Annotated in this window: 25 protein-coding genes; 2 read left to right on the top strand and 23 right to left on the bottom strand. The window is 73.3% G+C overall.

Going from position 1 to position 23,818, the window contains the following annotated elements; translation table 11 throughout:
- The 12 genes from G514_RS0109555 to G514_RS0109500 form a co-directional block, all read right to left on the bottom strand.
- Positions 1-239, bottom strand: a 239-nt coding sequence (locus tag G514_RS0109555; RefSeq protein ID WP_028651562.1) for a hypothetical protein, incomplete at its 3' end; no start/stop codon positions are given.
- Positions 239-1,612, bottom strand: a complete 1,374-nt coding sequence (locus tag G514_RS25930; protein WP_211222101.1) for an acyltransferase family protein — start codon at positions 1,610-1,612, stop codon at positions 239-241. The genes G514_RS0109555 and G514_RS25930, both read right to left, overlap by 1 nt.
- A complete protein-coding gene (locus tag G514_RS25925) occupies positions 1,609-3,483 on the bottom strand; it encodes a rhamnan synthesis F family protein (protein ID WP_051247226.1) in 1,875 nt (624 codons plus the stop codon). Before G514_RS25925 ends, G514_RS25930 begins: the two co-directional genes overlap by 4 nt.
- Before the next feature lie 67 nt (positions 3,484-3,550).
- Positions 3,551-4,762 carry a glycosyltransferase family A protein gene (locus G514_RS29125; protein ID WP_051247224.1) on the bottom strand — a complete coding sequence of 404 codons (1,212 nt, stop codon included), beginning with the start codon at positions 4,760-4,762 and terminating at the stop codon, positions 3,551-3,553.
- A 71-nt stretch (positions 4,763-4,833) separates the two neighbouring features.
- Positions 4,834-5,607 (bottom strand): type III pantothenate kinase, encoded by a 774-nt coding sequence (locus G514_RS0109535; protein ID WP_028651561.1) that lies wholly within the window; start codon positions 5,605-5,607, stop codon positions 4,834-4,836.
- Between the two features lie 13 nt (positions 5,608-5,620).
- Positions 5,621-6,499: a carboxylating nicotinate-nucleotide diphosphorylase gene (nadC, locus tag G514_RS0109530; protein ID WP_028651560.1), complete on the bottom strand. Its 879-nt coding sequence runs from the start codon at positions 6,497-6,499 to the stop codon at positions 5,621-5,623.
- Positions 6,496-8,175, bottom strand: coding sequence for an L-aspartate oxidase (locus G514_RS25915; protein WP_036564339.1), 1,680 nt, complete (start codon positions 8,173-8,175; stop codon positions 6,496-6,498). Before G514_RS25915 ends, nadC begins: the two co-directional genes overlap by 4 nt.
- 9 nt (positions 8,176-8,184) lie before the next feature.
- Positions 8,185-8,604 (bottom strand): aspartate 1-decarboxylase, encoded by a 420-nt coding sequence (panD, locus tag G514_RS0109520; protein ID WP_028651559.1) that lies wholly within the window; start codon positions 8,602-8,604, stop codon positions 8,185-8,187.
- A complete protein-coding gene (gene panC, locus G514_RS0109515; protein WP_028651558.1) occupies positions 8,604-9,497 on the bottom strand; it encodes a pantoate--beta-alanine ligase in 894 nt (297 codons plus the stop codon). The genes panD and panC overlap by 1 nt, the downstream gene beginning before the upstream one ends.
- A complete protein-coding gene (locus G514_RS25910; RefSeq protein WP_051247222.1) occupies positions 9,494-10,390 on the bottom strand; it encodes a Rossmann-like and DUF2520 domain-containing protein in 897 nt (298 codons plus the stop codon). The genes panC and G514_RS25910 overlap by 4 nt, the downstream gene beginning before the upstream one ends.
- Before the next feature lie 184 nt (positions 10,391-10,574).
- Positions 10,575-11,537 carry a hypothetical protein gene (locus G514_RS25905; protein WP_211222100.1) on the bottom strand — a complete coding sequence of 321 codons (963 nt, stop codon included), beginning with the start codon at positions 11,535-11,537 and terminating at the stop codon, positions 10,575-10,577.
- A 14-nt stretch (positions 11,538-11,551) separates the two neighbouring features.
- On the bottom strand, positions 11,552-12,631 hold the full coding sequence (locus G514_RS0109500) for a sulfotransferase family protein (RefSeq protein WP_028651557.1): 1,080 nt from the start codon (positions 12,629-12,631) through the stop codon (positions 11,552-11,554).
- 142 nt (positions 12,632-12,773) lie between these two features.
- Here G514_RS0109500 and G514_RS0109495 point away from each other — a divergent pair, with 142 nt between their 5' ends.
- Positions 12,774-13,901 (top strand): glycosyltransferase family 2 protein, encoded by a 1,128-nt coding sequence (locus G514_RS0109495; RefSeq protein ID WP_036564336.1) that lies wholly within the window; start codon positions 12,774-12,776, stop codon positions 13,899-13,901.
- Positions 13,902-14,059: 158 nt separating this feature from the next.
- Here the strand turns inward: G514_RS0109495 and G514_RS25900 are convergent, their stop codons facing one another.
- The 3 genes from G514_RS25900 to G514_RS0109480 all read right to left on the bottom strand — a co-directional run bounded on the left by G514_RS25900 (position 14,060) and on the right by G514_RS0109480 (position 16,692).
- On the bottom strand, positions 14,060-15,058 hold the full coding sequence (locus G514_RS25900; protein WP_157544690.1) for an ABC transporter substrate-binding protein: 999 nt from the start codon (positions 15,056-15,058) through the stop codon (positions 14,060-14,062).
- Between the two features lie 88 nt (positions 15,059-15,146).
- Entirely contained in the window at positions 15,147-15,899 is a 753-nt protein-coding gene (locus tag G514_RS0109485) for an ABC transporter permease (RefSeq protein WP_028651555.1), read from the bottom strand.
- Positions 15,900-15,972: 73 nt separating this feature from the next.
- Positions 15,973-16,692 carry an ABC transporter permease gene (locus G514_RS0109480; RefSeq protein ID WP_028651554.1) on the bottom strand — a complete coding sequence of 240 codons (720 nt, stop codon included), beginning with the start codon at positions 16,690-16,692 and terminating at the stop codon, positions 15,973-15,975.
- A gap of 4 nt (positions 16,693-16,696) precedes the next feature.
- Between G514_RS0109480 and G514_RS0109475 the strand changes: the two genes are divergently transcribed.
- Positions 16,697-17,707 carry an ATP-binding cassette domain-containing protein gene (locus tag G514_RS0109475; RefSeq protein ID WP_028651553.1) on the top strand — a complete coding sequence of 337 codons (1,011 nt, stop codon included), beginning with the start codon at positions 16,697-16,699 and terminating at the stop codon, positions 17,705-17,707.
- A gap of 169 nt (positions 17,708-17,876) precedes the next feature.
- On the opposite strand, the gene G514_RS25895 is transcribed toward G514_RS0109475, so the two are convergent.
- The 8 genes from G514_RS25895 to G514_RS0109435 all read right to left on the bottom strand — a co-directional run bounded on the left by G514_RS25895 (position 17,877) and on the right by G514_RS0109435 (position 23,815).
- Positions 17,877-18,635, bottom strand: coding sequence for an MBL fold metallo-hydrolase (locus G514_RS25895; RefSeq protein WP_036564333.1), 759 nt, complete (start codon positions 18,633-18,635; stop codon positions 17,877-17,879).
- Complete coding sequence (locus G514_RS0109465; protein WP_036564372.1) at positions 18,632-19,687, bottom strand: GNAT family N-acetyltransferase; 1,056 nt, start codon at positions 19,685-19,687, stop codon at positions 18,632-18,634. The genes G514_RS25895 and G514_RS0109465 overlap by 4 nt, the downstream gene beginning before the upstream one ends.
- 66 nt (positions 19,688-19,753) lie before the next feature.
- Entirely contained in the window at positions 19,754-20,284 is a 531-nt protein-coding gene (locus tag G514_RS0109460; RefSeq protein WP_245582156.1) for a hypothetical protein, read from the bottom strand.
- Positions 20,285-20,347: 63 nt separating this feature from the next.
- Positions 20,348-20,869, bottom strand: coding sequence for a DUF3180 domain-containing protein (locus G514_RS25890; protein WP_084151946.1), 522 nt, complete (start codon positions 20,867-20,869; stop codon positions 20,348-20,350).
- Entirely contained in the window at positions 20,866-21,435 is a 570-nt protein-coding gene (folK, locus tag G514_RS0109450) for a 2-amino-4-hydroxy-6-hydroxymethyldihydropteridine diphosphokinase (RefSeq protein ID WP_028651550.1), read from the bottom strand. The genes G514_RS25890 and folK overlap by 4 nt, the downstream gene beginning before the upstream one ends.
- Positions 21,432-21,803 carry a dihydroneopterin aldolase gene (gene folB / locus G514_RS0109445; protein WP_028651549.1) on the bottom strand — a complete coding sequence of 124 codons (372 nt, stop codon included), beginning with the start codon at positions 21,801-21,803 and terminating at the stop codon, positions 21,432-21,434. Before folB ends, folK begins: the two co-directional genes overlap by 4 nt.
- A gap of 75 nt (positions 21,804-21,878) precedes the next feature.
- Entirely contained in the window at positions 21,879-22,718 is an 840-nt protein-coding gene (folP, locus tag G514_RS25885; protein WP_036564331.1) for a dihydropteroate synthase, read from the bottom strand.
- Positions 22,715-23,815, bottom strand: a complete 1,101-nt coding sequence (locus G514_RS0109435) for a hypothetical protein (RefSeq protein WP_028651548.1) — start codon at positions 23,813-23,815, stop codon at positions 22,715-22,717. Before G514_RS0109435 ends, folP begins: the two co-directional genes overlap by 4 nt.
- Positions 23,816-23,818: the final 3 nt, after the last annotated feature.

The following is a 23,818-nucleotide window of genomic DNA, read 5'->3' as shown; positions in this document are numbered from 1 at the left end:
TCGGCCTGCGCCTGCGCGGCGGCGGGGTCCGGCTGCGCGGCCGGCGGCGCGCCGCTGGCGGTGAGCGTGCCGCCGTGGATCGCGCCGGTCACGGCCGTGCCGGCGACGGCCAGGCAGAGCGCGGCGAGCGGCAGCAGCCGCAACCGGTTGGTCAGCTTGGGGCGCTGGGCCTCCGCGAGGACCTCGCCGCCCTCGGGGGCGTCGCTGGTCGGGGTCGCGGGACCTTCGGGGGTGGTCATCAGAGACCTTCCTCTGTCGCAGTGGCGGGGACGAGCGCAGGGCCGGCCGCGGCGTGGTGCCCGGGGCCCTGGGACGGGTGGTGGGGCTCGGACGCCTGGGCGGCGGGCTCGGCGGGCTCGGCCGGCTCGGCCGCCGGCTCGGCGGAGGCGCTCCTGCGGCCGCGCAGCGCGGCGAGGACCGGCGCCGGCGACCAGTCCTTGAGCGACATCGCAGGCTTCTCGATCAGGTGCCAGCTGCAGAACGCGATCGCGTGCACGGCGATCGTCAGCACCGCGAAGTAGACGAGCATGCCCCGCTCCTGCAGCCCGAAGTAGCAGGCGAACATCATCAGCGGCCACGCGAAGATGTAGACGCCGTAGGAGAAGTCGCCGAACTTCTCCCAGTGCTGGAGCCTCGTCCAGCGGATGGCGCCCCACATCAGGAAGTAGAGGAGCCCGAACTGCCCGCCGGCGTTCCAGCCGCCCTGGTCGTAGGTGAACAGGGCCACGGCGATCGCGACCACCGCGAGCACGTCGCTGACCGGGATCTTGTCGCCCCAGAGCGCGAACAGCATGCCGAAGGCGAACGGCGCGAGCAGCATGAGGTTGAACGGGTCGCCGAGGAAGGGATGCCCGAACGGCGCGAACAGGAAGGCGTCGACCTTGTCGACGAGCCACGAGTGGCCGAAGACCCGGGAGAGCAGGTTGTCCCAGGTGAAGATGTTGACGTGGCCGGTCCACAGCATCGCGTTGAGCGCGATGATGCCGACCGCGACGAACGTCGAGACCCACTTGCTCGCGGCGTAGCCCAGCACGCCCAGCAGGCCGATCAGCCCGACCATGATGTAGGCCTTGAACTCATACTGGAGCGTCCAGGCCGAGCCGTTCCAGTCGTAGCCGCCCTCCTTGGCGAACGGCACCGAGCTGCCCATCCCGGCGATGTTGCGCTGGTCGAGCTTGAGGAACATGTTCTGGTAGACGTAGGTGAGCGGGGAGTCGACGTCGGCGTTCCAGAAGCCGCCCATCGAGCCCGTCTCGCGACGCCACGCGATCGGCGCGAGCACGAACGCCGTCAGCAGCAGCGCGGTCCAGAACGCCGGCATGATCCGCAGGCACCGCCGCCAGAAGTAGCGCACGACGCCGGTGCGGCGCCTGCTGCGGGTGATCAGGAAGCCGCTGAAGAAGAAGAAGCCGGCGACCGCGACGCCACCCAGTGACTGCTCGTCGCTGATCTGCACGCCGAGGTCCTCGCCGTGGTAGAACCCGGCGATCGGTCCGGCGTGGGAGAAGATCACGAGGAACGCCATCAGCCACCGGAAGAAGCCGATGCTGTTGGCGCGGGAGCTGAACCGCGTCGCGACGGTGTTGTCGCGGCTCAGGAGCGAGGCGATCACCGTCGCGGAGCCGTCGTCGTCGCGGGAGACGAGCCGGTCGAGCCGGCCGTGCCGGTCGAGCGCCGGGCGGCCCGCTTGTCCTCGCGCTCGGCGCGGATCTCCTCGCGGCGCGCGGGGTCGTAAATGCCCTGCTTGAGGGTCTTGCGACGGAACTGCTTGAGCTTGGAGATCCGGTTGAGCTGCTGACCGGGGTAGGCCGGGAGCGTCGAGCCGATCCGGATGGCGCGGTACTCGAGGAACTTGTAGTTGACCGCGGCGAGCTCGGCGTTCATCACCTCGCGCACGTGGTGACCGGTGCTGAGCACGGCGTAGGTCATCAGCCGCTCGAGCACGTGGGACAGGGCGCCGTCGCCGTAGCCCGACTCGTCGGGGAAGTCGTCGTGCGCGTAGCCCGCACGGGTGATGGCACGCAGCGTCTGCGGGCGCGCGATGAACATGCTGCCGTAGGCGGACACCGGCGTGCTGTCGTCGAACGGCACCCTGATCCCCATGCGCTCAGCCTGCTCCTCCGCGGCCTCCTTGTTGAGGAACCACGCATGACCGAGCGTGGGGTAGCCGATGTGGTAGACGGGCGGGATCACCATGCCGAGGGAGCTGTGCTGTTGGAAGAGCCGCAGGACGTTGGCAGCGTAACCCGGTGAGCCGAGCAGATTCTCGAAAAGGTGCCGTTTGAAGAGCTCGCCGATGTTGTAGCCGTCCTGGGGGCTCCGCTTGGAGTGCAGCTTGACCACGAGGTCGTGGTCGTCGCTCTCGATGACGTCGCGGCAGTCGATGAAGAACGCCGAGATGTCGCGCCCCCGGTTGCTGGCCACGAGGCGCACCTCGGCCTCGACCCCGCGCCGGGCGAGCACGGCCTCGATCTCCTGGCGGCGGCCCTCGTCGGCGGTCGTCATCACGATGGTCGGGGTGACCGGCAGCCGCTCGACGAGGTCGAGGAGCTCGTCGGTCATGTCGGGGTAGTAGACGTGCGCGACGACGGCGACCCGCAGCGGCCGCGACGCGTCGTAGCCCAGGTCGACGTCTGGCAGCACCTCGAGCAGGCCGAGGTTGGTCATCATCAGCCGCGGCGTGGTGGTGCGGGCCAGGTTGGCGAAGATCTGCTCGACCGGGTAGCCGCGCTCCTCCATGAGCCGCAGGATCTGCCGTCCGTCGTTGGCCTTGCGCTCGTTGTAGAGCGGGTCGTGGAAGAACGAGCGGCGCTTCACGACGGGGCAGCCGTCGCGCACCATCTGCGCGACGTTGTCCATCACCGGGTGGGCCGAGTCGTAGTCGTCGGACGGGTAGGCCACCGCCATCTTGTAGCCGTGGTCGGTGAAGAACGTCGTGAGCCGGACCTCGTGCCGCGCGATGCTGTCGTCGTAGGACACGATCATCGGCATGTCGCGCCAGTAGGTCGCCCACTCCTCGGAGGTGAACAGGCTGTGGCGCGCGGCGATCCAGTGGGACTGCAGGTGTGCCGCCAGCGGCCGCACCTTGCCGTCACGGACCTGCTTGCTGGCGCCGTGCTCGGTGATGCCCCAGAAGTCGAGCTCGGTGCGCGCGTCCATGCGCGCGAACAGCTCGTCGAAGCTGCCGATCGGCCCGAAGAACGTGCAGTTCATGAGCACGAGCTCGTCGAACTCCGCGAGCGCGTCGGCACCGAAGACCTGCATGGCCTCCTTGTAGGCCCACACGTCGTAGCCGACGTTCTCGCGCGCCCAGACGCGGTCGGCGACACCCTCGAGCCGGGCCCGGTTGGCGTCGTCGAGGGGGCCGTTGGAGACCACGAAGATGTGCTCGGCGTGGGCGCGGAGCCCGGTCAGCGTGTGCAGGACGTAGTCGTCCACCCGACCGTCAGGGTCGTAGAACAGGTAGAAGACGGCTCGACGCACGAAATCCTCGACAAGGACGGGGACACGACGCGGCGGCAAGTTCCGCCCGCGCTCTGGGCTCCGTGGACTATACCGTCCGCGGGTCCTGATCCCGATTCGGCGAGCGGCCGCTCCCGGGCAGCATCCCGGGTGCCTGCGGGGCCTCCCCGGAGCCCGTTCCGGAGCGTCTGCCGAGGCGCGAGGAGACGCGCCGCCGCACGCCGCCGGCCACCCGGCGGACCGTCCACGGTGCCGGCCTCGACGGCCCGGCCTCGTCGAGCCGCGCCACCAGCGCACGCACCATGGCCTCGCTCGCCCTGCGGTTCTTGGCCAGCGCCGTCTCGAACCGCTCGGCGAGGCCGGTCACGTCCTCCTCGATGTCGGTGAGCATCTCGCGCATGAGCAGCATCTCGCCGCGCAGGCGGCCGAGCTCGAGCTGCACCTCGGTGCTGACCACGTCGAGCTGGTCCTGGTGGGCGTGCCCCCACGTGTCGGTCACCCGCGACAGCTCGCGCCAGGCGGCGTCGTTCCTGGCTCCGATGCCGCGCAGCTGGTGTGCGAGGCCGAGCTGCGCGCCGAGCCCGCTGACGCCGTCCGCGCCGCTCGCGAGGTCGCGGCGCACGTAGCGGTCGCGCAGCCTCAGCTCGGCAGCGGAGTGGTCCGGCAGGTCGGGCTCGTGGTGCCAAGCGGCCAGCGGCTCGGCGTCGAGGAACCCGACCCGCCCGTGCGCGAGCAGTCGCAGCACGAAGTCCCAGTCCTCCAGCGCGTCGAGTGCGGTGTCGAACCCGCCGACGGCCCGGCGCGCGTCGTCGCGGACGACGAGCGAGCAGACCGGGAGGTAGCTCCCCCACACCGAGGCGACCAGGGAGGCCTCGTGGTCGTCCTGCGCCAGCGGCTCGCGGCTCAGCTCGCGGACGCCGTCGGCGTCGCGCGCCTCGACGACGACCTCGGCACGGACCGCCACGGCGGCGTCGGTCGGGTGGTGCTCGAGGTGCGCGAGCGCCCGCTCGAGGAACGACGGGTGCCAGGTCGCGTCGTCGTCGTGGAGGGCGACGTACGCCGGCGCGTGCGCTCCCAGCGCGTCGAGCCCGGCGTTCGCCGCCTCGGCCGCGCCGGCGCCGGGGAGGTCGAGGAAGGTCACCCGCGGATCGGCGGCCTCGCCACCGAGGTCACCGAGGTCGGCGCCGACCACGACCGCGGTCCAGTCGGCGTGCGACTGGGCGGCGACGCTGCGCAGTGCCCGCTCCAGCAGGAGGCGTCCGCCCCGCGCGCGGATGACGATCCCGACGGGCTGGCTCACGTCTGGGCAATATACGTGGGCGCGCGGGACCGGTCCGACTCGGTGGCGGCCGGTGGTGGCCCGCGGCTCGGTCAGGTGTTGCGGGCGAAGACCAGCTCGAGACCGCGAAGGGTCAGCCACGGGGCGGTGTCGGTGAAGCACCGGCACTCGTCGGCGACCAGCGGGGCGAGGTAGCCCGTCGCGACCACGTGGACGTCGGCGGGCGCGGCACCGAGCTCGTCGATCATCCGGTCGACGATGCCCTCCACCTGCGCGGCGACGCCGAAGACCAGCCCGGACTGAAGCGCCTCCACGGTGTTCCTGGCGATCACGCTGCGGGGCCGCACCGGCTCGACCTTCCGCAGCTGGGCGCCGCGGCGGCCCAGCGCCTCGAGGGAGACCTCGATGCCGGGGGCGATCGCGCCGCCCACGTACTGACCGGCGCCGTTGACGACGTCGAAGGTGGTCGCGGTGCCGCCGAAGTCGACGACGATCGCGGGACCGCCGTACTCCGTGGCGGCGGCGAGCGCGTTCATGATCCGGTCGGACCCGACCTCGCGGGGGTTGTCGGTCAGCACCGGGATGCCGGTGCGCACGCCGGGCTCGACGACGACCGCGGTGACGTCGGGGAAGTGCCGGCCGAGCATCTCCCGCCACTCGTGGAGCACGGCGGGGACGGTGGCGCACACCGCGATGCCGTCGACCTCCTCGATCGCCGTGCCGAGCAGGCCGCGCAGCAGGACGGCCCACTCGTCGGCGGAGCGGCGGTCGTCGGTGGCGACCCGCCAGTCGGCGCTGACCTCGCCGTCGTCGACCAGCCCGAGCACGGTGTGGCTGTTGCCGATGTCGGCGGCGAGGAGGGGCACGGGAGCTCCGCCCTCAGCCCTCGGTGAGGTCGAGACCGATGTCGAAGACCCGCACGGAGTGCGTGAGCGCCCCGACCGAGATGAAGTCGACGCCGGTCGCGGCCACCTGGCGGGCTCGGTCGACGGTGAGACCGCCCGAGGCCTCGAGCCGCGCCCGGCCGGCCGTGACGCGGACGGCCTCCGCCATCAGCTCGTCGGACATGTTGTCGAGCAGGATCTCCTCGCACCCGGCGTCGAGGAGCTCGCGCAGCTGGTCGAGGTCGGTGACCTCGACCTCGACGCGCAGGTCGGGGTAGGTGCGCCGGACGGCGTCGTACGCCGGCACCACGCCGCCCGCGGCGACCACGTGGTTGTCCTTCACCATCGCGCGGTCGGAGAGGCTCATCCGGTGGTTGAGGCCGCCACCGCAGCGCACGGCGTACTTCTGGAGCGCGCGCCAGCCGGGCAGCGTCTTGCGGGTGTCGAGGACCCGCGCGCTCGTGCCCTCGAGGGCGTCGACCCACGCGGCGGTGGCGGTGGCGACGCCGGAGAGGTGGCAGGCGAAGTTGAGGGCGGTGCGCTCCGCGGTGAGCAGGCCCCGGGTCGGTCCGGCCACGCGCATCACGACGTCGCCGGCCGCCACGCGCGTGCCGTCGGGCACCCGGTCACTGACCTCGACGTCGTCGCCCAGCACGGTCTCGAAGACGAGCGCCGCGATGCCGAGCCCCGCGACGGTGCCGGGCTCGCGGGCCGCGAAGACCCCCTCGCCGCGCGCGTCGGCCGCGATCGTGGCGACGCTCGTGACGTCCTCGCCGGGCACGTCCTCGGCCAGCGCGCGGTCGATGGCCGCCTGCACCTCGACCGGGTCGAGGCCGGCCGCGGCGAGCTCGTCGTGGAGGGCGGCCGCGCTCACAGCGTGTCCGTCGCCGGGCTCGGCACGAAGACCAGCTCGGTCTCGCCGTCGCTCATCACGACGTCGAAGTGACCGGCGAACCGCTCGTCGTCGCGCTCGGGGAAGTCCTCGCGCCAGTGCGACCCGCGGGTCTCCTCGCGCAGGGCGGCCGCGTCGGCCAGGGCGGTGCTGATGGTGAGCAGGTTGGTGGTCTCCCACGACTCGACGTCGACGACCTCGGCCGCGACGCCGGCCAGCTTGTCGAGCACCGCGGTGGCACCGGCCAGCCCGGTCGCGCTGCGCAGCACGCCGACCTCGGCGGTCATGGTCTCCTGCAGGTCGCGGCGCAGCCGGCCGGGGACCAGGCCCGCCGTACGCCGGTCGGTCGCCGGCTCGGCCCACTCGCGAAGCTCGCCGGGCAGCACCTGCGCGATGCGGCGCGAGAAGACCAGCCCCTCCAGCAGGGAGTTGGAGGCGAGCCGGTTGGCGCCGTGGACACCGGAGCACGCCGCCTCGCCGGTGGCGTAGAGCCCGGGCACGTCGGAGCGGCCCCACAGGTCGGTGCGTACGCCGCCGCTGGCGTAGTGGCACGCCGGCGCGACCGGGATCAGGTCGGTGACGGGGTCGACGCCGTGCGACCGGGCCGTCGCGAGGATCGTGGGGAACCGCCGCTCCCAGAAGTCGGCCCCGAGGTGCCGCGCGTCGAGCCACATGTGCGGCTGGCCGGTCTCGATCATCCGGCGCATGATCGCCTTGGCGACGACGTCGCGAGGGGCGAGGTCGGCGAGCTCGTGCACGCCCTGCATGAAGCGGTGGCCGCCCTCCTCCGGCAGACCGTCGACGAGGAACGCGCCCTCGCCCCGGACCGCCTCGGAGATGAGCGGCTGCTGGCCGCGGGAGTCGGGACCGAGGTACATCACCGTCGGGTGGAACTGCACGAACTCGAGGTCGCGCAGCGTCGCGCCCGCGCGGAGCGCGAGCGCCATCCCGTCACCGGTGGAGACGGCGGGGTTGGTGGTCTGGGAGAAGACCTGCCCGAGGCCGCCCGAGGCCAGCACGACCGCGCGGCAGCGCACGGCGCCCACGCCGTCGCGGACGCCCTCGCCGATCACGTGCAGCGTCACCCCGGCGACGCCACCGTCGTCGGCGAGCAGCAGGTCCACCGCGAGCGCGTGCTGGATCACCTCTATCTCGGGCGCCCGCTCGACGGCGGCGATCAGCGCGCGCTGGATCTCCGCGCCGGTGGCGTCGCCGCCCGCGTGGGCGATGCGGTCGCGGTGGTGGCCGCCCTCGCGGGTCAGGCTGAGCTCGCCGTCGGGGCTGTGGTCGAAGTTGGTGCCGAGCGCGATCAGCTCACGGACGGCGTCCGGCCCCTCCTCGACGAGCACCCGCACGGCGTCGAGGTCGCACGCCCCCGCGCCGGCGACGAGCGTGTCGACCTCGTGCTGGGCCGGGGTGTCGCCGGGCCCGAGCGCGGCGGCGATGCCGCCCTGCGCCCACTGCGTCGAGCCGGCGGCCAGCACGTCCTTGGTGACGACCAGGACCTTCACACCACCGGGTGGCAGCGCCTCGCGGAGCCGGAGCGCGGCGGTGAGCCCGGCGATGCCGGAGCCGATGACGACGACATCGGCGGTCGTCGTCCAGCCGGGGTCGGGCGCGGTGAGGCGGCCCGGGAGCCGGCGCACGGGGGTGGCCATCCGGAGAATCTAGTGGTTCGCCGGGAGGTCGCCGCGGACGAGTCCGGAACCGTCGGGCGCCTCCGCCGGGTCGAGGCCGGTGGCGAGGATCTTGTTGTCGGCGTCGACGAAGACCACGTGCGGCTCCAGCTCGCGCGCCTCGGCGGTGTCCATCTGCCCGTAGCCGATGAGGATCACGAGGTCGCCGGGGTGCACGAGGTGCGCCGCCGCGCCGTTGATCCCGATCACGCCGCTGCCGCGCTCGCCGGCGATCGTGTAGGTCTCGAGCCGGGCTCCGTTGGTGACGTCGACGATGTGCACGAGCTCGCCGGGCAGCAGGTCGGCGGCGTCGAGGAGGTCCTCGTCGACGGTCACCGACCCGACGTAGTGGAGGTCGGCCTGGGTCACCGTGGCGCGGTGGATCTTGCTCTTCATCATGGTGCGGAGCATCAGCGGTCCACCTCTGCCTGGGTTCCGATCGTGAGGGGGAGGTTGTCGATGAGGCGCGTGCTGCCGACCTTCGCGGCGACGAGGATCCGCGCCTCGGTGCCGGGTCGCACGTCGCCGGGCAGCTCGCCGAGCTCGGGGTCGGTGACGACGAGGTAGTCGAGGTCCACGCCGTGGCTGGTGCGCAGCGCGGCGCGGGCCGCGCCGAGCGCCGCGTCGACGCCGCGGACGGCGTCCTGCTGGGCTGCGCGGAGGGCGCGGCTGAGCACCGCCGCCTCCAGGCGCTGGTCGGTGTCGAGGTAGCGGTTGCGGCTCGACAGCGCGAGCCCGTCCGGCTCGCGCTGCGTCTCCGCACCGACCACCTCCACACCCAGGCAGAGGTCGTCGACCATCCGGCGGACCAGCACCAGCTGCTGGTAGTCCTTCTGGCCGAAGACCGCGAGGTCGGGACGCACGAGGCCGAAGAGCTTGGCGACGACGGTGAGCACCCCGCGGAAGTGGCCCGGCCGGGTCCTGCCCTCCAGCACGGTGGCGAGCGGGCCCGGCTCGACCGTCACTTGGGGCTGCGCGGGCCACTCGGGGTAGACCTCGTCGACCGCCGGTGCGAAGACGACGTCGACGCCCTCGCGCTCGCAGACCGCGAGGTCCTCGTCGAGGGTGCGCGGGTAGCGGTCGAGGTCCTCGGTCGGTCCGAACTGCAGCGGGTTGACGAAGACCGAGGCGACCACCGGTCCGTCGCCGGCCCGCTCGCGCGCGACGCGGAGCAGGCTGGCGTGCCCCTCGTGCAGCGCGCCCATGGTCGGCACGAACCCGACCCGTCGGCCGTCGCGGCGGGCGTCCGCGAGCACGCCGTCGAGCTCCGCGCGGGTGTGCGCGAGGACGGGAGGTCGGGTCATCGGACCTGTCGGAGCGGGCGGCCTGCCACGGCGGCGTCGAGCAGGTCGCGGATGCGGGCCGCCCGGATCGGCACCACCCGGCCGTCGGTCACGGCCCGGTCGAGGGTGTCGCGCGCTAGGGCGACGTACGCCGCCAGCGTCTGCGGGGCGTTGGCCGTGATGTCCTCGAGGTGGGCGCGGACGGTGCCGAGGTCGCCGCGGACGATCGGCCCGGTCAGCGCGGCATCGCCGTGCTCGAGGGCGTTGTCGAGGGCGGCGGTGAGCAGCGGGCGCAGCGTGCCCGCAGGGTCGGCCGCACCGGCGGCGGAGAGGATCTCCATCGCCTCGGTGACCAGCGTGACGAGGTGGTTGGCGCCGTGGGCGAGCCCGGCGTGGTAGAGCGTGCGCATCTCCTCGGGCACCCACATCGGGGTGCCGCCGAGGTCGGCGACCAGCGACTCGACGACGGCCCGCTCCTGCTGCCCGGCGGTGAGGCCGAAGACGGTGCCGGCCAGGCGGTCGAGATCGACGGAGGTGCCGGTGAAGGTCATCGCCGGGTGCATGGCCGCCACCCGGGCACCGACCAGGCGGGCCGGCTCGAGCACGGCCAGGCCGTGCCGGCCGGAGGTGTGCACGACGTGCTGGCCGGCGTGGAGCGCCCCGCTGTCGGCGAGCATGGTGACGACGTTCGCGAGCATGTCGTCGGGCACGGCGAGCAGCAGCAGGTCGGCGGCGCGCGCCACGTCGGTGGGCTTGCGGCGTGGGACGCCCGGCAGCAGCTCGTCGATCCGGCGGCGCGACGCGTCGGACTCGCCCGCGGCGGCGACCACGTCGTGGCCGGCGGCCCGGAGCGCGGCGCCGAGCACGGCACCCACCCGGCCGGCGCCGACGACACCCACGCGCATGCGCGTCATGCGAACCTCTTTCGTTCCAATCCCTCCGACCACCTCTGCGAGCAGAGGCCGGGGCGGGTACCGGACTACTTCTTCTGAGTTCAACGACAACGGTACGGCGAAGTTTCCCTCGCTGACACCGCTGCGGACGTGACGAGGGCGACACCGCTGATGGGTTTACGGCGAGCCTGCCAGGTGTGCGTGGCTACGGCTGCGACTCGCGGGCCAGCGCCTGCTGGGCCGGCGAAAGCGGCGCGAGCTCGGGGAGCCCGACCTCGAGCGGGCGCGGCGCGCGCGGCAGCCACTCCTGGGTGACGTGGTCGACGATGTGCACGCCGGCCGGGGCGGTTATCTCGTGCACGCCGGGGAGCACCGTGCCCTCGAGCAGCGCGTTGTAGACCGTCCACTCGCGGCGCTTGCGCTTGTTGCGGTAGCTCGTGGCGAACGACGCGGGGTCGGTCCAGTGCGCGAACTCGTCGCCGTCGAGGTACTTCAGCTCCACGCAGAGCCCGTGCGGGAGGCCGATCGAGCGCACCGGGTCGGGCGTCGTGCGGATCTCCCACTCGTAGGCCTTGGTGAACACGAAGTCGGGCCCGATGGGGAAGCCCCACTCCTCGGCGTTGCGCAGGCCGAGGTCGAGGTAGCCCTTGGAGTCGCTCTCGAGGTAGAGCCCGTGGCGAGGCACCCGGATGATCGACTGCACGTCGCCGACCTGCCAGCCCAGGTCGCCGATCGAGACCTCGCCCTCGGTGGTGAGGACCATGTCGCCGTCCCACTTCCAGGAGTAGCGGGTCTGCACCTGGGCGAAGCACCAGTTGTAGAAGTAGGCCAGCGAGTGCACCGAATGCTCCGGCTGGGCGAGGTGCTCGGCACCCGCGCGCGCGACGCTGAAGGGGTACGTCGCCTGGCTCAGCTTGTCGGCGAGCCCGGCTGCGGCGGCGGTCTCGGCGGTCACCTCGGGCGTGCCGTCGGTCGAGCCGTTGTCGACGACCAGCACGTGGTCGCAGGCGCGCAGCAGCGGCGGCAGCACCCACGGCATGCTGCGGGCCTCGTCCTTGACGCGGAGCACCGCGGTCGCTCCGGGCCGGAGGCCGCCCGGCCTGGTCCACGGCCAGGCGATGTCGAACTCGGCGTGCCCCTCGAGGTTCTGGATGCCGGTCGCGCTCACTGCGTCAACCACGGTCACTCACCGGCGGGCCGCTCGCGGCCGGCCATCCGGCGCAGCCCGCGGCGCACCGACGGCGGGATCGCGGCCCGCACGCCGTGGGGGATGAGGTCGGCACCGCGCGGCTCGACCGCGGCACCGGCCCCGCGCTGGCGCTTGAGCCGCTGCTCGGCCGCCACCACCGAGGAGCGCGAGATGGCCGCGGACTCCTCGTAGAGGTCGACGTACGCCTCGCGGAGCTGGTCGAGCGCCTCGTGCACGGCGGGGGTGTCACCTCCCGGGTCGGCGAGCTTGTTGAGCTCCTCCCACGTGGCGGCGGTGAGCTCGTGGAGCTGCTTCGGGAGGTTGAGGTCCTCGAGGGTCTGGCTCATCCGGCGCAGCCCGGGGTCGACGAACCGGTGGCCCTCGCGGATCTGCTCGCTGTCGGCGTGCAGCACGTGCTGGAGCTGCAGCGTCTCGGCCACGTGCATGGAGGCCTTCACCCAGTCGTCGAGCAGGTCGCCGTAGCGGACGAAGACGCGGCCGCCGTCGGCGACCGACTCGCGGGTGCCGCGCTCGGTGTGCAGCATCATGTTCAGCCAGCTGGCGGCCAGGTGGGCCGAGCCGAGCCGGTTGGCGTAGTAGGTCTGCTTGCTGCCGACCACCTCGCTCGGCGGCCGGAGCATCGTCGCGAAGACAGGCGTCGCGCCGGTGCGGACCGCGGCGACCCGCCACAGGCCGAGGAACCACCCCAGCCGCGGGTCCTTCACCACCAGCTCGGTGCTGACCCGGAAGTGGCTCTCGAGCCACTCTGCGGTCGCGATCCGCTCGTGCTCGCGGGTGGCGACCCGGCCGGTCTCGAACCACGCCTCGGGCCGGGAGTCGCTGACCTGGACCAGCGCCTCCTTGAGCAGCCGGTCGTGGTGGTCGACCACCCAGCGCGGCTCGCCGAAGCCCTTGGGGTTCGTCTCGTCGGCGACGACCTCGGGCTGCGGCACGTGCAGGCCCATGATGCGCATCAGCCCGGCCATCGTGGAGGTGCCGCTGCGCCCCGCCCCGGCGACGAACAGGACCTTGCGCGGGTACGTCGACGCGTCGGTCAGGCTGAGCTCGGTCACGGCGCGCAAGCCTATCCGTCACGGGCGCCGATGGCGGGATCGCTCCGCCCGGTCGGGGGGGTAGTCCGTGACGTTGGGGCCCCGGTTGTGGATGAACTGGGGCCCCAGCGTCACGGACTACCCCCGGACTAGCGTGGCGTCCATGTTCGCGAGGGGCCGACCGTCGCTGCTGAGCGTGGTCGTGCCGGCGTACGACGTCGCGGCGTACCTCCCGGCCTGCCTCGACTCGGTGCTCGCGCAGGCCGGCACCCTCGGGCGCACCGCGCTCGAGGTCGTCGTCGTCGACGACGGGTCGCCCGACGACTCCGGTGAGATCGCGGAGGGCTACGCCGCGCGGGACCCGCGGGTGCGGGTGGTGCACACCGAGAACCGCGGACTCGGCGCCGCCCGCAACGAGGGGCTGCGGCACGTCGGTGGCGACCTGCTCGCGTTCGCGGACTCCGACGACGTGGTGCCGCCCGGCGCCTACGCCACGCTGCTGCGCCAGCTGACCCGCACGGGCGCGGACTTCGTGACCGGCTCCGTGGCGCGGTGGGAGGTCGGGCCGGAGGGCGAGGCGCTGGTCGAGCCGCCGTGGATGAGGCGCCTGCACCGGCAGCGGACCGACGTGGTGGTCGACGACCTGCCGGAGATCCTCGGCGACGTCTTCGCCTGGAACAAGCTCTGGCGCACCGACTTCTGGCGTGCGACCGGGCTGGCGTGGCCCGAGGGCGTGCGCTACGAGGACCAGCCCGCGACGACGCTGGCCTACCTGCGGGCGCGGAGGTTCGGGATCGTCCCGGAGGTCGTCTACCACTGGCGCATCCGCACCGACGGCACGTCGATCACCCAGCAGCGCTCCTCGCTGCGCGACCTGGCCGACCGCTGGTCGACGAAGCTCGACTCGCTGCGCTCGGTCGAGGAGTACGGCGCGCCGAAGGTCACGGCGGTGATGCGCGACCGGGTGCTGGCCGGCGACCTGCACCGCTACTTCGCGGAGATCCCAGGCTGCGACGACGAGTGGTGGGACCTGCTGCGCGAGGGTGTCCTGTCGATCTGGGGCTCCCGCTCGCTCACCCACAGCGGCCTGCTGCCGGTCGACCGGCTGGTCGGCTGGCTGGTCGAGCAGGACCGCCGTGACGACGCTGCCGCGGTGGTGACCTACGCGCGCGAGCTCGGCCGCCCGGTCGACCGGGTCGAGACCCCGGCCGGGCGGCGGATCGACGTACCGGTCATCGACTTGGCGACGGTGGCTCCCGAGGCGCTGGCGTTGCGGGAGCATGAGCGCTGACGTGCGCGGCAGTTTTGTCCGGGAAGCGGCAGTTTCGTATGGGAAGCGGCAGTTTCACCGGGTACCCGGTGAAACTGCACCTGACCGGCTGGAGTTCCTTACGGGAAGGGCCAGTTTCACCGGGTACCCGGTGAAACTGGCCCGCCCGTGAGACGTGACTAGAGCAGCCCGTTCTCGCTGAGGAAGTCGGCGGCGACGTCCTCGGGCTTCTCGCGGTCGACGGCGACCCGGCCGTTGAGCTCGGTGAGGTTCTCCGTCGTGAGCGCGGCCATCAGCGGGCCCAGGACGTCGGCGATGTCGGGGTGGGCCGTGAGGAACTCGGTGGAGACGGCCGGCACGAGGTTCTGGGCCGGCTGGATGTGCTTGTCGTCCTCGAGGACCACGAGGCCCTGGGACTCCAGCGTGCCGTCGGTCGTGCTGGTCTCGCCGAGCTCGGACTCGCCGCTCAGCACCGACTGGTAGGTCTGGTCGCTGGCGTAGCCGAGCGGCAGTACCTCGGTGATGTCGATGCCGTACTGGTCGGACAGGCCGCCCTCGCAGTCGAGCCGGCCCTCGCAGTCGGGGGCGGCGGCGAGCTTGACGCTCACGCCCTCGAGGTCGGAGAGCTTGGTGACGCCGTTGGAGTCGGAGTAGTCCTGCGTGACCATGAACGCGTTGGTGTCGGTCGCGGCCGACTGGTCGAGCAGGGTGATGCCGGCCTCGTCGAGCAGGGCCTTGCCCGCCTCGGCGAGCTCGTCGCCGTCGCCCGCCTCGAACGGCGAGGCGTTCTCGCCGTTCTTCTGGCTGTTGAGGAAGTTGACGATGCCGCCGACGTACTCCGGCACGACGTCGACGCCGCCCGGGAAGTCGGCCATGTAGCCGTCGCGCGAGTCGACGAGCTTGGTCGTCACGTCGTAGCCGGCGCTTTCCAGGAGCTGTTCGTACATCGAGGCGACCAGCGCCGCCTCGGGGAAGCTCTGCCCGGCCAGCGTGAGCGGGCCGCCGGCGGCGGTGTCGCCACCGGTCTCGGAGGTCTGCGCGGACGGGGACGTGGTGGCGTCGTCGTCCTTGGCCCCCCCGGAGCTGAGGTCGTCATCGGCGCACGCCGTGGCGAGGAGGAGGGTGCCGACGGAGAGCACCGCGGCGAGAGATCGTCTGATCGACCGTTGCATGGTCATCGTGTCCTTCTGTGTCCCGTGGCCGACGGCCACGCGTGTCCGGAGGTGCAGGAGCGGTGCTGGGCTGTGCTGGGCCGGCGTCCGAGCGTCAACCGGCCTCCACGGCAACGCTAGAGCCCGTCACCGACATTCCGGGGTCACGGTTGGGTGACGATCCGTGGTGCGACGGTGCCACGAGACGCTGCAGGCCCGCCGCGAGCAGCTCCAGCACGAGCGCGACGAGGCCCACCACGACCGCGCCCGCGATGCCCTTGCCGTAGTTGGTGCGGAAGAACCCGTCGGTGATCACCCGGCCCAGCCCGGGGCCGGCCACCAGCGCGGCGATGGTGGCGGTGGCCCAGACCTGGACGAGCGCGAGGCGTACGCCGCTGGCGATCAGCGGGAGCGCGAGCGGGAGCTCGACCCGGAAGAACTTCTGCGCGCCCGTCATGCCCATGCCGTCGGCCGCCTGCTTCACGTCGGCCGGCACCTCGCGCACGGCGACGTAGGAGTTGGTGATGATCGGCGGCAGCGCGAACAGCGCCAGCGCGAGCAGCGTGGCCAGCCCGGCCCGGCCGTACGGTCCGAACTCGCGGACGCCCGGGAAGTCGGCGGTCACGAACAGCGCCAGCAGCGCGAACGTCGGCACCGCACGACCGATGTTGCTGATGTTGATGGCCAGGAAGCCACCCCTGCCGAGGTGCCCGAGCCACAGCGCGAGCGGCAGCCCGACGACCATGGCCATCAGCAGCGCCGTGACCGTGAGCAGCAGCTGCTGCTCGAGCAGGTGGAGCATCCCGCGGTCGCCGGTCCAGTTCGCGGCGGTCGTGAGGTAGTGCCAGGTGTCGCGGAACGCGGTCATGTCTTCCGGGGTCCCCGCGGAGGCGAGAGAGCCTCCGCGCGCAGCGCCCCTTTCGAGCGCCTTCCTGGGGTGATCATGCGCGCACCCCCCTGCTCCACGGGGTGAGCAGCCGCTGGGCGGCGACGATGACCACGTCGAGCACGACGGCGAGGACGACGCACAGCACCGAGGCGGTGAACAGCTCGGCGCGGAAGTTGGAGTTGACGCCGTCCTTGATGAGGTTGCCGAGGCCGCCGTACGCCACCAGGGAGCCGATGGTGGTGAGCGCGACGGTCGAGACGGTCGCCACCCGCAGCCCGGCCATGATCACCGGGATCGCCAGCGGCACCTCGACCCGGACCAGCAGCCGGGTGGCGCCGTAGCCGAGCCCGCGCGCGGACTCCACGACCTCGTCGGGCACGCCGCGCAGGCCCTCCAGGATCGCGCGGACCAGGATCGTGAGCGCGTAGAGCGCCAGCGCGATCACCACGGTGGTCTTCGAGAGCCCGGTGAACGGCACCATCAGCGGCAGCAGGGCCAGCGACGGGATCGTGTAGATCGCGGTCGCGAGGCCCACCACCGTCGACTCCAGGCGGGTGAAGCGCCGGGCGACCAGCGCCAGCGGGAATGCGATCACCAGGCCGAGCAGCACCGCGAGCGCCGTGATCTGGAGGTGCTCGACCGTCGCGTGCTGGATCTCGGGGCGGAAGTCCTCGACGTACTGCCGGCAGATCCACTCGTTGGTCAGCCGGCTGTAGCAGCTCGGGCCGTCCGCCGGAGCGGCCGCGAGCGCCGCCGCCGCCGGTAGGGTCACGCGCATGGAGGCTACCCCTTCGGGTGTCCGGTCCGGCCGGGCGATGATCCGCCTGTCGGGTGTCGGCAAGACCTACGACGACGGGACCGTCGCCGTCCACGAGCTCGACCTCGAGGTCGCCGAGGGCGAGCTGGTCGTCCTGGTCGGCCCGTCGGGATGCGGGAAGTCGACGACCCTGAAGATGATCAACCGCCTGATCGAGCCCACGACCGGCGCCATCGAGATCGACGGTGCCGACGTGACCCGCTCCGACCCGGTGAAGCTGCGCCGCGGGATCGGCTACGTGATCCAGCAGATCGGGCTGTTCCCGCACCAGACGATCGTCGCCAACGTGATGACCGTGCCGCTGCTGTACGGCGAGTCGCGGTCGGTCGCGCGGCAGCGCGCACACGAGCTGCTCGACCTCGTGGGGCTCGACCCGGCGACGTACGGCGACCGCTACCCGCACCAGCTCTCCGGTGGGCAGCAGCAGCGGGTCGGCGTGGCCCGCGCGCTCGCCGCGAACCCGCCGGTGCTGCTGATGGACGAGCCGTTCGGGGCGGTCGACCCGGTGGTGCGGATCCGGCTTCAGGACGAGTTCCTGCGGCTGCAGTCCGAGCTCGCCAAGACCGTCGTGATGGTCACCCACGACATCGACGAGGCGGTGCGCATGGGTGACCGGGTCGCCGTGTTCGCGACCGGTGGGCGGCTGGCGCAGTACGGCACGCCCGCCGAGCTGCTGGGCCACCCGGCCGACGAGTTCGTCGAGGACTTCGTCGGCGCCACCAAAGGCCTGCGGCGGCTGACCGTCACCCAGATCGACCCCTCGCACCTCGAGTCCATCGACGGCGTCAGCACCGGCGACCTGGCCGACACCGTCGACGTCACGGCGACGCTCGAGGAGGCGCTGACCATGATCCTGCGCAGCGACAAGGGCGTGGTCGGCGTGCGCGACGGAGCGCAGTTCGTCGGCGTGCTGACCCCCAACGGGATCCACAAGGCGCTGCGGGCGTCGCTGGCCGAGCCGGCCGCCTGAGCCGTCCCGGGGTAACTCGGCGGCCGCCTGAGCCGTCCCCGGGGTAACTCACCGTTCGGTCGGCTTCCCGACCGTCCTGCCGGTGCACAAGCTGACCGAACGGTGAGTTACCCCGGACGCGCAGGGGCGACCCGGGCAGCCGGGGACGACCCGGCGACCCCGGGGCGACTCACGCTTCGCGGGCGGCCCGCTCCCCGGGCGCCAGCACCACGGCCTCGACCCCCGAGCCGGCGAGCGCGGCGGCGAAGCGCGGGCCGGGCGACACGAACAGCCGCTCGTGGTTGGTGCGGGCGACGTGCTGCAGGCCGGCGGGCCAGAACGTGCCCCAGTGCACCGGCACCGCCCAGCGCGCGCCCACGCGGCGTACGGCGACCGCGGCCTCGTCGGGGTCGAGGTGACCCTCCTCCAGCGTCGGTCCCCAGCCGCCCGCGGGCACCAGCGCGAGGTCGACCGGGTCGACGTCGGCCATGTCGTCGCGGAGCTCGGTGTCGCCGGGGTACCAGCACGCGCCCGCGTCGTTGCCGAAGCGGAAGCCGAGCGCGGGCGGCCGGTCGCGCGACAGGGGGTGCCGGCGCCCGTCGTGGGTGGCGGCCAGCACCTCCACGCGTACGCCGGCCCGCTCGACGACGTCGCCGGGCTCGACCAGCAGCAGGCGGTCCCCCGCCAGCCGGGCGAGCAGGCGCTCCGCCCCGCGCGGGGCGACGATCGGCACGTCGGCCCCGTAGCGGGCCAGCGAGGCCCGGTGGCAGTGGTCGTGGTGCAGGTGCGAGACGAGCACGAGGTCGGCCTGCGCCGCCGCCGCGCCGGGCGCCGCGCTGTGCCGGACCAGGTGCAGCAGCCGGTCGGTGAGCAGCGGGTCCGTGACGACCCGGCTGCCGCCCAGCTCCACGGTGGCGGTCGAGTGGCCCCACCACGTGCAGGCGATCACCCGACGGTCACGTCACGGTGCCACGACTCGGTGACGTACGACGTCTCCCAGCCCATGCCCCGGTAGAGCCGGTCCGCGCCGGTCGGGGAGTCGGCGTCGACCTCCAGGCCGACGTTGTCGCGGCCGCGCGCGGCGGCGTCCGCGATCACGGTCCGCAGCAGGCCCTTGGCGACGCCCCGCCCGCGCGCCAGCTCGACGACGCCGATGTAGGCGACGTAGGACCCCGACCCCGACTCGGTGCCGACCAGCGCCCCCGCAGGCTCTCCGTCGACCTCGGCCAGCCACCAGTGGTCCCAGCGGTGGCCGGGGTCGAGCCGCAGGCGGAACAGGAACTCGTCGAACGTCTCCGGCTTGGAGTTGAAGTGGTCGGTGAACGCCGCCTCGAGCACGTCGTGCACGGCACGCAGGTCGGCCTCGATCGGCTCGCCGCCGTCGCGCTCGCACTCGACGCGCCGGACCACCACGCCGTCGCGCTCCCAGCGCGCGGGGTCCTCGACCAGCCCGACCTCGTCGGGGGTGACCGGTCGCGTCATCTGCCACCAGGTGCGGACCTTGGTGAACCCGGACGCCGCCAGCCACCGGTGCTGGCGCTCGTCGTCGGCGTACGCGCCGGTGTCGATCTGCTGCACCTCGAGACCCCGGGCGGCGCCGACCTCGCGGGCCTGGCCGACCGCCCACTCCACCAGCACGTCGGAGCACGCCCGCCCCACCTGCTCCACGAGCCCGCGCTCCACGACGTGCGTGAACAGCATCCGGCCGCTGGCCCGGTCGTGCACGCTCCCCCACGCCCGGACCACGCCGGCCCCGTCGCGGACGACGACGTTCTGCCGGGTGCGCAGCCCGTGCTCGGACACCTCGACGAGCACGTCGGCCTTGCCGGCCCCGGCCCACCCCCGGCCCGCGCTCTCGTGGGCGCGCAGCAGCTCGGTCAGGCGGCGTACGTCGCCCGGGTCGTCGGGGTCCGGCGTGCCGACCCGCCAGCCGTCGGGAAGCCCGGGCGGCGGCTCGACGAGCGCGTCGGGGTCGGGCTCGAACCGGCTCTCGTCGGGCATCACGACCCGCCATCCTGCCGCACGCGCTCCGTTGACCCGGCGCGAAGTTCGCGCCGGGTCAACGACTCAAGCGTGCTTGCGGAGGTTCTCGGCGGCGTGCCAGGCACTCGTGACGGTCTCGAGCTCGGCGCGCAGGGCGAGCACCTCCTGCTCGAGCTCGACGACGCGGAGCTGGGCGATGGCGGCACGCTCCTCGGCTCCGCTGAGGCGCACCTGGAGGCTCGCGGCACGGCGGCCCTCGGCGTTGCGCTTGCGGGTCGAGGTGGCGGCACGTCGCTGCGAGAGCGACAGCGCCAGCTCGAGCTCGTCGAGCGCCTGCTCGCGCTCGGCGAGCCGGGCGCGCACGTCCTCGACGTACGACGCGTGCTCGGCGGTGCGCTCCTCGGTGAGCGCGTTGTAGGCCGCGGCCTGGGCGGCCCGGTCGCGCGCGGCCTCGACCCTCGACTCGACGAGCTCGCTGTAGGTGATCCGGGTGGCCGCGGCTCCGAGGAGCACTCCGAGGCCGGCGGCGAGGGTGACCAGGAGCCACGACCCGCTCAGGGCTGCGCCGGCGACGGCCAGCGCAGCGAGCACGATCAGGCCCACGGCAGTGGTCACGCGGACGGACCGCTGACGCCTCCGTGTTGCCTGTGTTACTGGTGGGGAAGCCATGCAGGCAGGCTATTGCCCTTTCGGGCCCTGGCGGACGCGACACGCACGTTCGAGCAGGAGGGCTCCGACGACCGTCAGCACGCCCGCCACCACCGCGACGGCGCACCGCAGGATCCGCTGGGCGGCCAGCTCGGCGGGATCTCCGACCCAGCTGAGGGCGTAGCCGGCGTACCCGCCGGCGGCCAGCGCACCCACCAGCGCGCCGGCGCGGCCCAGCACCAACCGGTTGACCGCGCGGTGCGGCTCCAGCCGCTCGCGACGCACCTGGACCGCCCGGTGCGTCTGCCACCAAGTGCTGCCGATGACCACGGCCACCAGCCAGAGCGCGGCCGGCTGGGCCCACGAGATCACCGGCGCGGTGTCGGCGAGCCGCTCGGACACCGGGTGCCAGAGCCAGCCCAGCACCAGCCCGGCCACCGCCCAGCCCACCACGACGGCGAACGCCAGCGGCCGGAGCGTGCCCTCGGGCTCCGGAGGCTCGGGAGCGTCGTCCGGGTCGTCGGGCTCGGGGCCGAGAGGGTCTCTCGTCACTCCAGCTCGAGCACCAGGTCGTCGCGCCGCGCGATCCCGCTCTCGCCGACCGCGGACAGCAGTTCCGCCACCCGGCCCCGGTCGGGGAACTCCGCGTCGGGGTCGACGTCGAGCCATGGCCGGAGCACGAACGCCCGCTCGGCGGCCCGCGGGTGCGGCAGCCGGAGCTGGTCGTCGTCGGCCCGCCGGTCGCCGACCACGATCAGGTCGACGTCGAGGGTGCGCGGCGCGTTCTTGACCTCGCTGCGCTCGCGGTCGAAGGCGTCCTCGATCGCCAGCGCGCGGTCGAGCAGCCGTGACGCGGCGAGCGTCGTGTCGGCCATGACCACGGCGTTGAGGAACATCTCGGACCCGTCGGGTGCGTCGACCGGCTCGGTCTCGTAGACCGGCGAGACGCTGGTGACCCACACGTCGGGGGTGTCCGCGAGCGCCCGGACGGCGCCCTGCAGGTTGTCCATCCGCTCGCCGAGGTTGGACCCCAGCGACAGGACGGCCCGGCGGATCGGGCGCATCTCGCCGGTGAGCGTGTCGGCGTCGATGATGTTCGGGTTCGGCGTCTCGGTCACGGGCGGCCCTCCTGGGTCCGGGTGATCGTCAATGCGACGTCCGAGAACGTCGCGTCGATGGGTGCATCCGGCTTGTGGACCGTGACGCGCACCCATTGAACACGGCTGTCCAAGAGGCAGACCTCCGCGATCCGGTGGGCGAGCGTCTCGATCAGGTCGACCGGATCCTGCTCCACGGCGGCTTTGACCGACAACGCGAGACTTCCGTAGTCGACGGTCTCTGACAAGTCGTCCGACGCCGCCGCGGAGGCGGTGTCGAGGCCCAGGACGAGGTCGACGACGAAGGCCTGTCCCTCGCGGCGCTCGTGCTCGAAGACGCCGTGGTGGCCCCAGCACTCCAGCCCGGTCAGGGCGAGCTCGTCCGTCAAGGTGTACGGCGTCGCCGCGATGTGCGTGCGATCGGTGCGCGGAGCACTGAGATCTCCCGTGGGGGACACCTGCATCTAGCCCTCCTCCCGAGCGGTGTCGAGTGCGCGAAGCACTCTCAGGGCGTCGCAGGTGGACCTTACGTCGTGCACCCGCAGCCCCCACACCCCCTCCTGCGCGAGCAGCACGCTGAGCGCCGTCGTCGCGTCGTCGCGGCCGTCGATCCCGCGCGGGGTGCCGTCGGGGTCGGCCAGCAGCGTGCCGAGGAACGACTTGCGGCTCGCGCCGACCAGGAGCGGGTAGCCGAGGGCCTTGACCGGCCCCAGGTCGGCGAGGAGCTGCCAGTTGTGCGCGCCGTGCTTGGCGAACCCGAGCCCGGGGTCGAGCACCAGCCGCTCGGGGGCGACCCCGGCGGCCAGCACCGCCTCCACCCGCCGGGCGAGCTCGTCGCGCACGGCGGCCACCACGCCTCCGGGGTTGTGGTACGTCGCGAAGTCGGTCATGTGGTCGGCGTGCGCCCGCCAGTGCATGGCGACGTAGGTGACGTCCGACTCGGCCACGACGCGGAGGATCTCCGGGTCCGCCAGACCGCCGGAGACGTCGTTGACGATCCGCGCGCCCGCCGCCACCGCGGCGGCGGCGACCTGAGACCGCATCGTATCGACCGACACGGTCGCGCCGTCCGCCGCCAGCGCGGTGATCACCGGCACGACGCGGTCGAGCTCCTCCTCGACCAGCGGCCGGGTCGCGCCCGGCCGGGTCGACTCGCCGCCGACGTCGAGGATGTCGGCGCCGTCGGCCAGCAGCCGCCGGCCGTGCGCGATCGCGCTGTCCGCGTCGGCGTACAGACCGCCGTCGCTGAAGGAGTCGGGCGTGACGTTGACGACGCCCATGACCACCGGCGGGTCGCCGCTCATGCCTGCTCCGTCGCAGCGGGTCGCTCGCGCCCGACCCGGCGGCGGTGCACCGACAGCTCCTGCCGGGCGCGCCACAGCACGGTCGCGCAGTCCTCCGCGCCGGCGAGGGCCTCGTCGAGCTCCGGGACCACCGCCTCGCGCCGGCTGATCGCGGCGTACCACTCCGGCGGCGCCTGGTCGCGCCAGTCCTCCAGCGCCCCGTGGGGGTCGACGACCTCCACTCCCTCGCCTGCCGCCGCGCCGCCCAGCCACGCAGCCTCCTCGGCGGCGAGCCGCCCGAAGTCGGCGGGCAGCGCATAGCGGGGCGCCAGCGACTCCTCGTCGCGGTGGGCGAAGCCCGCCCCGCGCCACCGCTCGAGCAGCGCGCGACCCGGGCGCGAGGTGCCGAGCGCGAGGCCGGCGCGGTTCATCCGCAGCACGACCTCGGTGTCGGTGCCCAGCGAGGCGTTGCGGGCGCCCTGCCCGGCGGCGCGCTCCGGGTCGGGCAGCCCGAGCGCCGCCGCGAGACCAGCGGCGAGGTTGGGCTCGGGAGGCACGGTGCGGACCAGGCGCACGACCCGGCGCGCGGCGGGGAGCAGGCCGGCAAGGTCGCGCAGCCGGCCGGGCCGCAGGGCGGCGAAGTCGAGCACGTGCACGCCGGCGTCGGCGGGGTACTGCGCCATCCCCTGCTTGACCAGGGTCTGCCAGCCCGAGCACCAGCGATGCACCGGCCGGGTGGCGGTCAGGACGACGGTCAGCTCGTGGCCGCCCAGCGCCTCGACCAGCCGCGGCCGGTCCTCCTCGACCGCGCGGTCCAGGCTCTCGCTGGACAGCAGCAGCGTGCCGGTGCCGCGCCCGGCGGCGTCGGCCACGACCTCGGCGAGCCCTGGCCCCCGGTCGCCGCCCAGCGCGTGCCGCGTGCGGGCCGCCTCGAGGTCGGCCGCGCGCCCATCGGTGAACGCCGCGAGCAGCGGGCGGAACAGCGCGTGGTGCCCGGGCGGCCCCGACCCACGGCGCGGGTAGGACACGTCGGGGTGGTCGGCGTAGGCGGCACTCCAGGCCGCCTGCACCGACGTCGTGCCGGACTTGTGCAGTCCCGCGTGGAGGATGATCCGCACCCG

The organism is Nocardioides halotolerans DSM 19273 (assembly GCF_000422805.1).
GTDB classification, from domain to species: domain Bacteria; phylum Actinomycetota; class Actinomycetes; order Propionibacteriales; family Nocardioidaceae; genus Nocardioides; species Nocardioides halotolerans.
Note: the sequence above shows the minus strand (reverse complement) of the source record. Positions and strands in the feature narration are given on the sequence as shown.

Excerpts from the sequence above, each read along its gene's own strand:
- folP (WP_036564331.1), bottom strand. The coding sequence starts at position 22,718 with ATGAGCGGCGACCCGCCGGTGGTCATGGGCGTCGTCAACGTCACGCCC.
- panC (WP_028651558.1), bottom strand. The coding sequence starts at position 9,497 with ATGACCCGACCTCCCGTCCTCGCGCACACCCGCGCGGAGCTCGACGGC.
- G514_RS0109465 (WP_036564372.1), bottom strand. The coding sequence starts at position 19,687 with ATGCCCGACGAGAGCCGGTTCGAGCCCGACCCCGACGCGCTCGTCGAG.
- G514_RS0109475 (WP_028651553.1), top strand. The coding sequence starts at position 16,697 with ATGGAGGCTACCCCTTCGGGTGTCCGGTCCGGCCGGGCGATGATCCGC.
- G514_RS25915 (WP_036564339.1), bottom strand. The coding sequence starts at position 8,175 with ATGGCCACCCCCGTGCGCCGGCTCCCGGGCCGCCTCACCGCGCCCGAC.
- G514_RS25900 (WP_157544690.1), bottom strand. The coding sequence starts at position 15,058 with ATGACCATGCAACGGTCGATCAGACGATCTCTCGCCGCGGTGCTCTCC.
- G514_RS0109495 (WP_036564336.1), top strand. The coding sequence starts at position 12,774 with ATGTTCGCGAGGGGCCGACCGTCGCTGCTGAGCGTGGTCGTGCCGGCG.
- G514_RS25910 (WP_051247222.1), bottom strand. The coding sequence starts at position 10,390 with ATGACGCGCATGCGCGTGGGTGTCGTCGGCGCCGGCCGGGTGGGTGCC.
- panD (WP_028651559.1), bottom strand. The coding sequence starts at position 8,604 with ATGCTCCGCACCATGATGAAGAGCAAGATCCACCGCGCCACGGTGACC.
- G514_RS0109485 (WP_028651555.1), bottom strand. The coding sequence starts at position 15,899 with ATGACCGCGTTCCGCGACACCTGGCACTACCTCACGACCGCCGCGAAC.